A 12604-nucleotide genomic window follows, 5' to 3' on the forward strand; every position below is an offset into this window, starting at 1 on the left:
CACCGTCTTGGCTGTGGTCATTACCTCCCTGATCCTTTTCCTCATCGGCCTGGCGGTTGGCGGCGGCGGCATCTGGCTCGTGACGCTGGGCGGCAGCTGGTACTACGTCATCGTCGGTCTAGCTTTCCTTGTCGCGGCCTGGCTGCTCTACAGGCGCAGATCCACGGCGCTGTGGCTCTACGCGGCGATCGTGCTCGGCACGCTCGCCTGGGCGGTCTGGGAGATTGGCTTCGACTGGTGGGAGCTCGGCCCGCGCGGCGGCATCATCGTGCTTGTCGCGCTATGGCTGTTGACGCCATGGGCGCGGCGCGGGCTTACCGGTCCCGACGGACGCGCGCCGCTGATCCTCGCCGTGCTGGCCTCGCTTGCGGTCGCCGGCTATTCGATGACGACCGATCCAAAGGATATTGCGGGTGAACTCAACACCGACAAGGTGACGCCGACGGCCGATCTCGGCGGCAACGTGCCGGCTGGCGAATGGCACTATTACGGTCGCACGCAATATGGCCAGCGCTATTCGCCGCTCGACCAGATCACCGCCGAAAACGTCGCCAATCTGCAGCCGGCCTGGACCTATCGCACCGGCGACGTGAAAGGGCCCGACGACATCGGCGAGACGACCTATCAGGTGACGCCGCTAAAAATCGCCGACACGCTCTACATCTGCACGCCGCATAATTTCGCCATCGCCATCGATGCCGCGAGCGGTAAGGAGAAATGGCGCTTCGATCCGCAGGTCAAGCTCAACAAGGACCGCCAGCACCAGACCTGCCGCGGCGTGTCCTATTATGCCGATGCCAGGGTCGCCGCTGGCCAGCCCTGCGCCACACGCATCTACCTGCCGACATCCGACGCCCGGCTGATCGCGCTCGATGCGGCGAATGGCCAGGTCTGCCCGACTTTCGCCGAAGGCGGCACGCTGAACCTGGTCGCCAACATGCCATATCCGAAGCCGGGCTATTATTATTCGACCTCGGCGCCGCTGATCGTCGCCAACAAGATCATCGTCGGCGGCGCGGTCAACGACAATTATTCGACGCAGGAGCCGTCCGGGGTCATTCGTGCCTACGATGCCGACACCGGCGCGCTGTTGTGGAACTGGGATTCCGGCAATCCGGACCAGACGACGCCGCTGCCGCCGGGCCAGACCTACACCAACAACTCGCCCAACATGTGGTCGACGGCAAGCGCCGACGAGAAGCTCGGCCTGCTTTATGTGCCGCTCGGCAACAAGACGCCGGACCAGCTCGGCGCCGGGCGCAGCGCCAATGACGAGAAATTCTCCTCGTCGATCACCGCGCTCGATCTCAACAGCGGACAATTGCGCTGGGTGCGGCAGACCGTGCACCACGATCTCTGGGACATGGACGTGCCGGCGCAGCCGACGCTGGTCGACATCACCACGGAAAGTGGCGTGGTGCCGGCGCTGGTCGGGCCGACCAAGCAGGGCGACCTCTATGTGCTCGACCGGCGCAGCGGCGAGCCGATCGTTCCGGTCAAGGAAGTGCCGGCACCGGGCGGCGCGATCGAGGGCGACCATACCTCGCCGACGCAGCCGGTCTCGGACCTGAGCTTCAGTCCGAAACCGCTGACCGGTGCCGACATGTGGGGCATCACCATGTTCGACCAGCTGGCCTGCCGGATCGAGCTCCGGAAGCTGCGCTATGAGGGCCGCTACACGCCGCCGTCGCTGCAAGGCTCGCTGATCTATCCCGGCAATTTCGGCACCTTCAATTGGGGCGGCGTGGCAGTCGATCCGGTCCGGCAGGTGATGTTCGGCATGCCGACATACCTGGCGTTCATCTCCAAGCTGGTGCCGCGCGCCGACGTGCCGCCGCCCGGTGACACCAAGGGCAGCGAACAAGGCCTGAACCGCAATGACGGTGCGCCTTACGCAGTGATATTGAAGCCGTTCCTGTCGCCGCTCGGCATTCCCTGCCAGGCGCCGCCCTGGGGCTATGTGGCGGGTGCCGACCTTCGGACCGGCAAGATCGTCTACAAGCATCGCAACGGCACCGTCTACGACATGACGCCGCTGCCGCTGCCGTTCAAGGTCGGCGTGCCCGGCATTGGCGGGCCGATGATCACTGCCGGCGGCGTCGCCTTCCTCGGTGCGGCGGTCGATGACTATGTGCGCGCTTATGACCTGACGACCGGCAAACAGCTCTGGCAGGCGCGGCTGCCGGCCGGCGGGCAGTCGACACCGATGACCTACACGGTAGCCGACGGACGCCAGTTGGTCGTCATCGTTGCCGGCGGCCACGGCTCGGTCGGTACCAAGCCGGGCGACTATGTGATGGCCTACACGCTGCCGAAATAGAGAAGTTCCTTCAGAGCCCGGGATGCCCTTTCAGGTCGGGTACCGATGCAAGTACCTCACTGGTCAGATGCGGGCCGGCGGCTGTCTCGGCCTGCTGGACCAGCATTGTGCCGGCCTGGCTGATCTGTGCGAGCGTGAGGCCTGATGCCTTGAGTATGGCGACGCCGTTGATCAGCGCGCCGGTCTTTTCGCCGAGAGCGCCACCGAGCGCGCCCTCCAGCGAGGACAGGAGGCCACCACCGGAAGCTGCGCCGGGAGCCATGACATCATATTGCTTGGCCAGGGCGTCGGCTCCCGGGATTTTGGCGAAGAAGCTGGACAGGGTCGTGCCTTCCGCCTCGTGTTCGAGCACCGAGAAAATCGTGCCGGCGATCTTTTCCGTCAAAGCCTGGTTGAGACCAGATTTCTGGGAGACGGTGTTGATGATGTCCTGAACGTCCATGACCTTTCCTCAGGCTTTGGTGTTTGCGGGCGGGTGCCGGTTGGCGCGGATTTTGATCAACGATCGTTTGAATGCGGTGAAGGCAGTGAACCGCAGCGCCAGCAAAGCCATAGCGGCGAGGGCGAACCCACTTGCCAGAAGCGGGGAGGGAAAGGTCATGGCATATTCCTTCGTCGTCAATCAGGCATTCTTTTTCCCGCCAAATGGCCATTCTCGTTCGCCAAATGGCCCGAGTGAGGCATAGCCCGGTAACTTCTTTTTACATCGTGGTGCGTGCATTTAGCATTGCCACAAAGGACCAAAATTTAACGACAGTGCGGCGCGCGGCATCACGGCGTCGTGCAGGGACTTATGGCAGCCTCACTCAGCCGTGACTGGACCAGGCAAGCTTCGGCTCTATGTTGCCGCGGGGGGCGCCGACGAGGAGCGCGCCATGACAACACCTGCCGGACCCATTGCCGCCGAGCCTGTCATTACCCAGGCGATGATCGACGCCTATGACGAATACACGCATCTGACGCTCGACCGGCGGCGCTTCATGGAGCAATTGACCAGGCTTGCCGGATCGGGTGCGGCAGCTGCCGCGATCGCGCCGCTGCTGGCGGCGAACTCGGCCCAGGCGGCAATCGTGGCGGAAGACGATCCGCGTGTGAAAGGCGAGGACATCAGCTATCCCGGCAGCGCCGGCGAGATGAAGGGCTATCTGGTCAGGCCGGCGGAGCAGACCGGCAAGCTTGGCACGGTCATCGTGGTGCACGAGAACAGGGGTCTCAACCCGCATATTCGCGATGTGGCGCGGCGCGTGGCGCTGGAAGGGTTCGTGGCGCTTGCGCCGGACTTCATGACATCGCTCGGCGGCACGCCGGACGATGAAAACAGGGCACGTGACCTGTTTTCCCAGCTCGATCCAGCACAGGTCGCCGCCAATGCCGTGGCAACCGTCGCCTACCTCAAAGGCTACGAGGACGGCAACGGCAAGGTCGGCGCCGTCGGCTTCTGCTGGGGCGGCGGCACGGTGAACATGCTGGCCGTCAACGCGCCGGACCTCGCCGCCGCCGTCGCCTATTACGGCATGCAGCCAAAGGCCGAGGACGTGCCGAAGATCAAGGCCGCGCTCATGCTGCATTATGCCGGGCTCGACACCCGCACCAATGCCGGTATCGATGCCTTCAAGAAGGCACTCGACGCGGCTCATGTCGAATACTCGGTCTATGTCTATGAAGGCGCCAACCATGCCTTCAATAACGACACGTCGGCGGCCCGCTATGACAAGAAGGCGGCCGACCTCGCCTGGGGCCGGACGATCGCTTTCCTCAAGGAGAAGCTGGCCTGATCAGTCCGGCGCCGGCTTATGGAACGCCACGCCGGCCACCACCAGGGCGATGCCAAGGCAGTCGGTGAGGCTCGGCACCTGCCGCAGCACGATGACGCCGATCAACGTTGCGGTGACCGGCAGCAATGACAGCATCAGCGCGAAGCTGGAGCGCGGCAGCCGCGACATGGCAAGCTGGTCGCAAATATAGGGAATGACCGACGAGCAGATGCCGACGCCGACCGCCGCAAGCAGCAGCGGCGGCGCCGAGAAAGCCGGCAGAGCATCGGCGAAACCGATCGGCAGAACGACGAGAAGGGCGACCGCCATGGCGGCACCCAGCCCGGCGATGCCGTCACCAGCGCCGGCGCGCGCGACGCGGTGGCCAAGAACGATGTAGCCAACGAACAGCGTGCCGTTGAGGAAGGCCCAGAACAGGCCGACGGGATCGCTCGACCATTTGACGTCGATTAGCAGCAGGGTGCCGGCGACAGCGATTGCGAGGGCGGCGAGATTGCGCGGGCTTCTGAGGCCAACAAGCGCGACGCCGATCGTGCCGACGAATTCGATCGCTGCCACCAGGGAGATCGGCAGCCGATCGAGCGCCAGGTAGAAAGAACAGTTCATCACGCCAAGGCAGGCGCCGAAGGCCAGAAGCAGCAACTGCGTCGAGCGATCGGCGCGGGCGAAGACCGCCCATGGCCGGGTCAATGGGGCAAAGACGAGTGCCGCGGTGGCGATGCGCAGCCAAGCCATGCCGAGCACGCCGACATGCGGGAAAAGCAGCACCGCGAAGGCCGGTCCGAGATAGTGGAACACGGCGCTGACGCCGAACCAGAGATGCGGCGGGACCGCGTTTGCCAGGGTAAAGGCGGGGCCGGCGAGTGCCGGACTTGCTGCGGGGGCTTGCGTCCGATCTTGCATGGGATCAGTATCGCAGGCGATTGTTGCCATTGATATGGATAATTGCCGGGCATTTCGGCCATTTCCTTTCCGAAAGCAAGGAGTATTCCGCTGAAACGCTTTCGAAATGAAAATAGCGATCTGGATCCGGCGGACCTGAAAATTCTGCGCCTGCTGGAAAAGGACGCGCGCACCAGCACCGCCGAATTGGCGCGGTCGGTCGGCCTGTCGGCGCCGAGCGTTGCCGAGCGCATCAAGCGGCTGCAGGAAAGCGGTGTGATCGAGGCCTATACGGTGCGTATCAATCCGGCCGCGCTCGGCATGAAGCTGTCGGCATGGCTGCGGATCAGGCCGGTGCCGGGGCAACTGGCTGTCGTGGCCGAAATCATCCGCGACCTACCGGAAATCGCCCAATGCGACCGGGTCACCGGCGAGGACTGTTTCATCGCTTTGGCGCATGTCGGCTCGGTGGCCGAGCTCGAACGGGTGATCGACCGGATCATTCCGTTCGCGATGACCAATACGGCGATCATCCAGTCGTCGCCCGTGGTGCCGCGATCGCCGCTGGGGGCGGTGAAGCGCCAGCTGTGACGCTTGGGATCGTTCGTCAGCACATCATCAGAAATGCAAACCGGACGGCCGGTCTGTTTCTTCCCCCACCGTTCAGGCGTGGCCGCGTTTCATCCGCGCCTGCTTCAGGATGGCGCGCCAGCGGATCATGGCGAAAGGGATCGGCTCGTTGTTGTTGGCGATGTGGAAGATCTCGTTATTGAGGTTCTTCAGCGAGCGCCAGAAATCATAGTCGGTGATGCGTGGATCAGCCGCCAGCCTGTCCGCCTCGACCTTGATATCGGTTTTCATGCACGTTCCCCGAACCGCTGCTGCTCCGCCGCCCGTATCGCAATTCGATGCGGACGGTTTTCCAACGCCGCGCTGAGTCGTTCAACGTCTCAATTCGGCTTGTTCACGTTAAAACCTCGGTAAGGTTAACGGCGGTTGGACCGTGGTTCAAGCCGACTTACGACGAATACCGATCGAGCGGCCGGCGCGCTCCGGCATCGGCAGGGCAGCATGGGCGGCGCGCATCGCTTCCACCCTGGCCAGGACGTCGGCGGGGAAGGGCGCCACCTTCGGGCCAGCCATGTCGACATGCAGCGACAGCGTTTCGGATGTGGCGGCAAGCCAGCCGTCGAGATGGCGGATTTCTTGATAGGCCCTCAGCCGCTTGTCGTCATGGTCGAGGAGTTGGAACGAGACCGTGACCTTGTGGTCGAGATGCAACTCCTGGACGTAGCAGACATGGACTTCCGCCGTGTAGATGGTCAGCCGTCGTTCTTTCACATAATCCGGCCCCATCCCCATCATCTCGAAGGCTTCGTCGGAGCAACGATCGAAAAGCACGTTGTAGTAGGCCATGTTGAGATGGCCGTTGTAGTCGATCCAGGCCTCCTCGATGTCCATGGCGCGGGAGACGAAAGGGGCGGGGATGGGCATCGGAAACTTCCTTCTCGTCATGCCGGGATGAGCGTGGACTGGACAGAGCGTGGTTGGTGAGACTACGCATCCGTAGATGCAGAACAAGGGTGGACGCTGGTCCATTCGCGGAGGAATCGATGGCTCTAAGCGACCTCAATCCGGTCGAGCGCAACGAAGAAGGCATTGCCGCCGTACTCGGCATCCTCAAGCAGCGGCTCGGCGAGCGATTCCAGACCGGCCAGGCGATCCGCGCCCAGCACGCGCACACCACGACCTATATCCCGACGCAGGCGCCGGACGGCGTCGCCTTTGCCGAGACGACGGAGGAGGTGCAGGAGATCGTGCGCGCATGCGCGGCACATCGCGTGCCGGTGATCGCCTTTGGCGTCGGTTCCTCGCTGGAAGGCCACACCAATGCGCCGGGCGGTGGCATCTCGCTCGATACGTCACGCATGAACCGCATCATTGCGGTCAATCCGCAGGACCTCGACTGCACCGTCGAGCCCGGCGTGACGCGCGAGGATCTCAACCGGCATCTGCGCGACACCGGCCTGTTCTTTCCGATCGACCCGGGCGCCAACGCCTCGCTCGGCGGCATGGCGGCGACGCGTGCGTCGGGCACCAACGCGGTGCGCTACGGCACGATGCGCGAGAACGTCCTGTCGCTGACGGCGGTGATGGCCGACGGGGAAGCAGTGACGACCGGCAAGCGCGCCAAGAAAAGCTCGGCCGGCTATGATCTGACGCGGCTGCTGATCGGTTCGGAAGGCACGCTTGGCATCATCACCCAGCTGACCTTGAAGCTGCAGGGCATTCCACAGGCGATTTCAGGCGGCGTCTGCCCGTTTCCCAGCCTCGAGGCGGCGTGCAACACGGTGATCGCGACCATCCAGATGGGCATTCCGGTGGCGCGCATAGAATTGGTCAACGCGCTGCAGATGCGGGCGATGAAGACCTATTCGAAGCTCGACTATCCGGAGAGCCCGTGCCTGTTCGTCGAGTTCCACGGCAGCGATGCCAGCGTCGCCGAACAGGCCGAGACCTTCGGCATGATCGCCGAGGAAAATAGCGGCGGTCCGTTCCTGTGGACCAGCGTCGCCGAAGAGCGGACAAAATTGTGGAAAGCCCGGCACGATGCCTACTGGTCGTCGCTGACGCTGCGGCCGGGCGCCAAGGGCCTGTCGACCGATGTCTGCGTGCCGATCTCGCGCTTTGCCGAATGCGTCACCGAGACCGAGGCGGATATCGCCGAGATGGGCCTGATCGCCCCGATCGTCGGCCATGCCGGCGACGGCAATTTCCATGTGCTGGTGCTGATGGACGTGGATGACCCGAAAGAGATCGCACTGGCCGAAAAATTCGTGGCGCGGCTCAATATGCGCGCCATCGCCATGGACGGCACCTGCACTGGCGAGCACGGCATAGGGCAAGGCAAGATCGGCTTCCTGCGGCATGAGCTCGGCCATGGCGTCGACATCATGCGCACGATCAAGCAGGCGCTCGATCCGCTGAACATCATGAACCCGGGGAAGATACTGCCGGGAAAGGACTGACATCAGGCCGCTGCCGCGCCCCGATTTGCCTCTTTATCGACACGCTGATGCGGGTAGAGTGCCACTGACTTTACTATCAACTATCCAGGAGTTCATGCTCGCACGCCTGTTCGTGATCTTCGGTGGGCTTCTCGTGCTGGTGCTGTGTGCGGCGCTGGTGGTGCCGTACTTTGTCGACTGGACAGGTTACCGTGCCGATTTCGAGCGCGAGGCCAGTGCCGTCCTGGGCCGCAAGGTGACCGTGCGAGGCGATGCGACGGCAAGGCTGTTGCCGTTCCCCTCGGTGACCTTTTCCAACGTCGCCGTTGCCGGTGGCCCTAACGGCCAGCCGGCGATGACCGTCGAAACCTTTTCGATGGATGCAGAACTCGCGCCATTCCTGCGCGGCGAGGTGCTGATCTTCGACATGCGCCTGGTGAGGCCGAAGGCGACGATTGACATCGCCGCCGACGGCACGGTCGACTGGACGATACGGCCGTCCTCGCCCTTCGATCCCGGCCAGATCTCCATCGAGAAGCTGACGGTGACGGAAGGACAGATCGCGCTCAGCCACGCCGCTGGCGGGCGCAGCCATCTTATTTCCGAGATCAACTCGACGATCTCGGCCAAGTCGCTGGCCGGCCCCTGGCGGCTGGACGGCTCGCTGTTGCTGGACGGGTTGCGGACGACGATCGCCGCTTCCACCGGCAAGGCCGAACCGGACGGGCAAATGCGGCTCAGGCTCAAGGCCGATCCGGACGCCTATCCGCTGGTCATCGAGACCGACGGCAATGTGGGCCTCGTCGAGGGCGCCGCCGTCTATTCGGGCCAGTTCAAGATATCGGGCGCAGACCAGACTGCGGCGCGGCAGCTGGGCACCGGCGGCGAGGCGCTGAAAGTCAGCGCCGGCAAACCGGACCCGGGCTTCAGGCTGAACGGCAAGTTTTCGCTCGACCACCAGAAGCTCGGCGTCGACGAATTCCGCTTCGAGACCGGGCCGCGCGACAATCCCTACACTGCCGACGGCAAGGCTGCGGTCGACCTTGGGCTGAAGCCGCATTTCTCGATCGAGGCCGATGGCGCGCAGGTGCAGTTCGACGAGGCCGTGGGGGCGGCGGCCGGTGCCGGATTGACGCTGTCCGAGCGGGTGGCGGCGCTGGAGCAGGCGCTGCTCGACCTGCCGAAGCCGACCATACCGGGCACGGTCGAGGTGAAACTGCCGGCGGTGGTGGCAGGCGATACCACCGTTCGCGACGTGCACCTGTCCGCCGAGCCAGCCGAGGGCGGCTGGGCGGTAAAATCGCTGGCCGCCACGCTGCCCGGCCGCGCCAAGCTGGAAGCCAACGGCATGGTCAGCGTCGAGGACCATTTCGGTTTCACCGGATCGCTGCTTCTGGCGGTGGCGCAGCCCTCCGGCTTCGCCGCATGGCTGTCGAAGGACGTCGACGAGGCGATCCGCCGCTTGCCGGCCGCCGGCTTCAAGGCCAAGGTGGATTTGAGCGAGAAGCACCAGGCCTTCAGCGATCTCGAACTCATCCTCGGCAAGGCGAAGTTCTCCGGCCGCATCGATTCCAGCCAGCCCGACGACACAAGGCCATCGGTGCTGATGCAACTGGAAGGTGGCGAACTCGATGTCGACGGGCTCGCCGCCTTCGCCTCGATCTTCGTCAGCGACAAGGGCGCCAACCGCTTTTCCGACCGCGACCTCGATTTCCAGATCAAGGCCGGGCCGGTCAGCGCCGGCGGGTTGACCGCCGATAGCGTCGACACCGCGCTTAGATTGCGCGATGGGCTGCTTGAGATCGATCGCCTGTCGGTCGGCGGACTTGCCGGCGCCTCGATCAGCGCTACCGGTCGAATCAAGGATTTCCCGGCGAGCCCGACCGGCAAGCTCGACGCCTCGGTGGTCGCCGTCGACCTCAAGCCGCTGATCGACGTCGCCGTCCAGCATTATCCCGACAATGCAGTGCTGAAGGGCCTGGCGGAGCGTGCTGCTGCCTATCCCGAGCTGTTCCAGGATGCGCGTATCGATGCGGTCACGAGTGCCGCAGACAATGGCGACGGTACGACTGGACTGGCAATGAGCGCACAGGGCAAGGCCGGTGGCTCGGCCTTTTCGGCGTCGTTGTCCGGCAAAGGGGCGCTCGACCGGCCTCTCGAAGCGCCGGTGACGCTGACCTTCAACGCAAGGAACGCCGACGCCACCGCGCTTCTGGCGCTTTACGGTCTGCCGGCGCTGCCACTCGGCATGCTTGGCGAGGCGACTACCGAGGTCTCGGCCAAAGGCACGCTTGGCGGCGGCCTGGCGACACGCTTCAGCCTGGCCGGCAACGACTTCAAAGCTGGTTTCGACGGGACAATTGCCGACACGCCTCAAGGCGCGGCCGCCAAGGGCAAGGTCAGCCTTGAAACGGCCGACATCGAGCCATGGCTGATGACGACCGGCGTCGGCCTGCCCGGCATGGGCACCGGCATGTCGACGTCGCTTGCAGCCGATGCCGATTACGGCAATGGTCTCCTGGTGCTGAGCGGCCTCAGCGGCGCCGTCAACGAAGCGGCGGTTTCCGGTGACGTAAATATCGACATCAACGAGGGGCTGCCGCATCTTGCCGGCGCGCTGTCGCTGGACGAGCTGGACCTCGATCCGATGGCGGTGATGCTGTTCGGCGACCAGGCCTTCCTTGTCAACGACAGGACCTGGCCGACGGCACCGTTCAGCCAGAAATCCAGTCTGCCATTTACCGCCGATCTCGATCTGACGGCGGCGTCGCTTGCCGCCGGTCCGCTTGCCACCGCCTATAACGCTGCGCTGTCGCTGCAGCTCGACCAGGAGGGCATCCGCGTTTCCGACCTCAAGGCAAAGTTCCTCGGCGGCGCGTTGAGTGGCCTGTTCGAGCTCAAGAACAATGACGGCACCGGGCTTTTCTCCAGTCAGATGAAACTCGCCGGCGCCGATCTGGTAGCCGTGCTGCCGGAGGCCGGCATCAGCGGAAGCGGCGAGTTCTCGACGGCGCTTTCGACCAGCGGCAAATCGGTCGACGCGATGGTTGCGGCGCTGTCCGGTTCCGGCACGGCGACGCTGAAGGGCATGACTATTGCCGGCTTCAATCCCGATGCCTTTGGCGCATTCATTGCCAAGGCCGACGCGATAGGGCGCGATATCGACGCGTCGAAGACCGCCGGCTTTGTGCCGCAGATCGCCGCGGCGGGCAGTTTTCCGGCGCAGGACACCGATATTGCCTTCACCATCGCCGGCGGCACGCTAAGGGCGCCGCCGGTCAAATTCGAAAGCCCGGGCGCGACGCTGTCCGCCGACATCACCGCCGATCTGAACACCAGCACCGTCGATGCCAAGGGCGAGATCGCCTACCGGCCCGGCAATGAGGCGCTGGTCGGCTCCGAACCGATTTTGAATTTCAGCGTCGACGGGCCGTTTGGCGCCACCAAACGGCAGTTCGACAGCGAGCCGCTGGCACAGTTCCTGACCCAGCGTGCGCTGGAAAAGGAGCAGCAGCGGGTCGAAGCCATGCAAGCCGCACTGCTCGAGAAACAAAGGCTGCGGCGTGAGGTGCGCTACTACGCTGCGCTGCAAACCGAGCGTGAAAGAGCGGCGGAGGAACTGCGCAGGCAACAGGAAGCAGCGCGGCTGAAGGCCGAGGCCGACGCCAAGGCAAAGGCCGAAGCCGAGGCGAAGGCTGAAGCGGACGCCAAGGCACAGGCGGATGCGGAGGCGAGGGCGCAGGCTGAGGCCAAAGCGAAAGCTGAAGCGGACGCCAAGGCAAAGGCCGAAGCTGAGGCGCAGGCCCACGCCGAAGCGGAGGCCAGGGCGCAGGCTGAAGCCAAGGCAAAGGCGGATGCAGCGGCGAAAGCCGAAGCCGAGGCCAGGGCGAAAGCCGAGGCGGCTGCAAAGGCCGCAGCGGATGCCGAAGCCAAAGCCAAGGCGGCGCAACAGGCTGCCGAGGAAGCAGCGCAGGCCGAAGAACAGCAACGCCAGAGGGCGGAAGAGGCGTTGCGGATCGCCTCGGAAGAGAAGGCAAGGCTCGACGCCGAACGCAAGGCCGCGGCGGAGCGCGCGGAACGGGCGCCACCGGCCGCAAACAACGTGCCACCGCCAGTGCAGCCCCCGCCAAAGCTCAAGCTCGATCCCTCGTCGATCGACGATCTGCTGAAATCGTTGAATGGCGGGTGACGGCGCATCCCATATGTGTCGCGTCCAGCAAGCAAGCGCTTCAGCATCGGCTCGATCCGCCCGAGTTCGTCGAGATGAGCGGCTGACAGATCGGCGAGACTGTCGTCGGCGCGCTCGGTCAGCCGCAGCAGCACGCGGCGGTGGTCCTCCTCGTCGTGGTCCCTCGCGACGAGCTCGGCTTCGCAAAGACGGTTGACCAATTCCACTGCGCTGTGATGGCGGATGCGCAGGCGCTCCGCGAGGTCGCCAATGGTCACTGGCCCTCCGCCGGGGAACCCTTTGATTGCAAGCAGGGCCTGATGCTGGCGTGGTGTCACCAACATCGCTCGTGCCCGAGTTGTGTGCGTCAAGTTCTGCAAAATGGCGTGGCATTGCGTTGACGTCGGCGTGTCCGCCGCGCAGCCCCCGTGTTTAGCGGAGCGGCGGACAC

10 protein-coding genes and 1 pseudogene are annotated in these 12604 nt (G+C 64.5%); 5 read left to right on the top strand and 6 right to left on the bottom strand.

Annotation, left to right across the window (positions count from 1 at the left end; translation table 11 throughout):
• The first annotated feature begins 7 nt into the window (after positions 1 to 7).
• Positions 8 to 2320 carry a glucose/quinate/shikimate family membrane-bound PQQ-dependent dehydrogenase gene (locus NKI72_RS28765; RefSeq protein ID WP_352815405.1) on the top strand — a complete coding sequence of 771 codons (2313 nt, stop codon included), beginning with the start codon at positions 8 to 10 and terminating at the stop codon, positions 2318 to 2320.
• Positions 2321 to 2330: 10 nt separating this feature from the next.
• Here NKI72_RS28765 and NKI72_RS28770 read toward each other — a convergent pair whose 3' ends face one another.
• Positions 2331 to 2762, bottom strand: coding sequence for a hypothetical protein (locus tag NKI72_RS28770; RefSeq protein ID WP_352815403.1), 432 nt, complete (start codon positions 2760 to 2762; stop codon positions 2331 to 2333).
• Positions 2763 to 2771: 9 nt separating this feature from the next.
• Entirely contained in the window at positions 2772 to 2942 is a 171-nt protein-coding gene (locus NKI72_RS28775) for a hypothetical protein (RefSeq protein ID WP_352471599.1), read from the bottom strand.
• A 253-nt stretch (positions 2943 to 3195) separates the two neighbouring features.
• Here NKI72_RS28775 and NKI72_RS28780 point away from each other — a divergent pair, with 253 nt between their 5' ends.
• A complete protein-coding gene (locus tag NKI72_RS28780; RefSeq protein ID WP_352831181.1) occupies positions 3196 to 4095 on the top strand; it encodes a dienelactone hydrolase family protein in 900 nt (299 codons plus the stop codon).
• Here the strand turns inward: NKI72_RS28780 and NKI72_RS28785 are convergent, their stop codons facing one another.
• Positions 4096 to 4998: an EamA family transporter gene (locus NKI72_RS28785; protein ID WP_352831180.1), complete on the bottom strand. Its 903-nt coding sequence runs from the start codon at positions 4996 to 4998 to the stop codon at positions 4096 to 4098. It lies immediately after the preceding gene.
• Between the two features lie 90 nt (positions 4999 to 5088).
• Between NKI72_RS28785 and NKI72_RS28790 the strand changes: the two genes are divergently transcribed.
• Positions 5089 to 5568 (top strand): Lrp/AsnC family transcriptional regulator, encoded by a 480-nt coding sequence (locus NKI72_RS28790; protein ID WP_352831290.1) that lies wholly within the window; start codon positions 5089 to 5091, stop codon positions 5566 to 5568.
• Between the two features lie 72 nt (positions 5569 to 5640).
• On the opposite strand, the gene NKI72_RS28795 is transcribed toward NKI72_RS28790, so the two are convergent.
• Together NKI72_RS28795 and NKI72_RS28800 are read right to left on the bottom strand one after the other, a co-directional pair.
• Positions 5641 to 5838, bottom strand: coding sequence for a hypothetical protein (locus tag NKI72_RS28795; protein ID WP_023676715.1), 198 nt, complete (start codon positions 5836 to 5838; stop codon positions 5641 to 5643).
• Positions 5839 to 5985: 147 nt separating this feature from the next.
• Positions 5986 to 6471 (bottom strand): thioesterase family protein, encoded by a 486-nt coding sequence (locus tag NKI72_RS28800; RefSeq protein WP_352831178.1) that lies wholly within the window; start codon positions 6469 to 6471, stop codon positions 5986 to 5988.
• 119 nt (positions 6472 to 6590) lie between these two features.
• Here NKI72_RS28800 and NKI72_RS28805 point away from each other — a divergent pair, with 119 nt between their 5' ends.
• Together NKI72_RS28805 and NKI72_RS28810 are read left to right on the top strand one after the other, a co-directional pair.
• Positions 6591 to 8006, top strand: coding sequence for an FAD-binding oxidoreductase (locus tag NKI72_RS28805; protein WP_352796734.1), 1416 nt, complete (start codon positions 6591 to 6593; stop codon positions 8004 to 8006).
• A gap of 94 nt (positions 8007 to 8100) precedes the next feature.
• The gene (locus NKI72_RS28810) at positions 8101 to 12174 is read left to right on the top strand and encodes an AsmA family protein (RefSeq protein ID WP_352851489.1); all 4074 of its coding nucleotides are present in this window, start codon (positions 8101 to 8103) and stop codon (positions 12172 to 12174) included.
• Between the two features lie 119 nt (positions 12175 to 12293).
• Here NKI72_RS28810 and NKI72_RS28815 read toward each other — a convergent pair.
• A pseudogene (locus NKI72_RS28815) lies at positions 12294 to 12497 on the bottom strand (MarR family transcriptional regulator); the annotation flags it as partial.
• Between the last annotated feature and the right edge of the window lie 107 nt (positions 12498 to 12604).

The organism is Mesorhizobium sp. M0437 (assembly GCF_040321335.1).
Classification (GTDB): Bacteria; Pseudomonadota; Alphaproteobacteria; order Rhizobiales; family Rhizobiaceae; genus Mesorhizobium.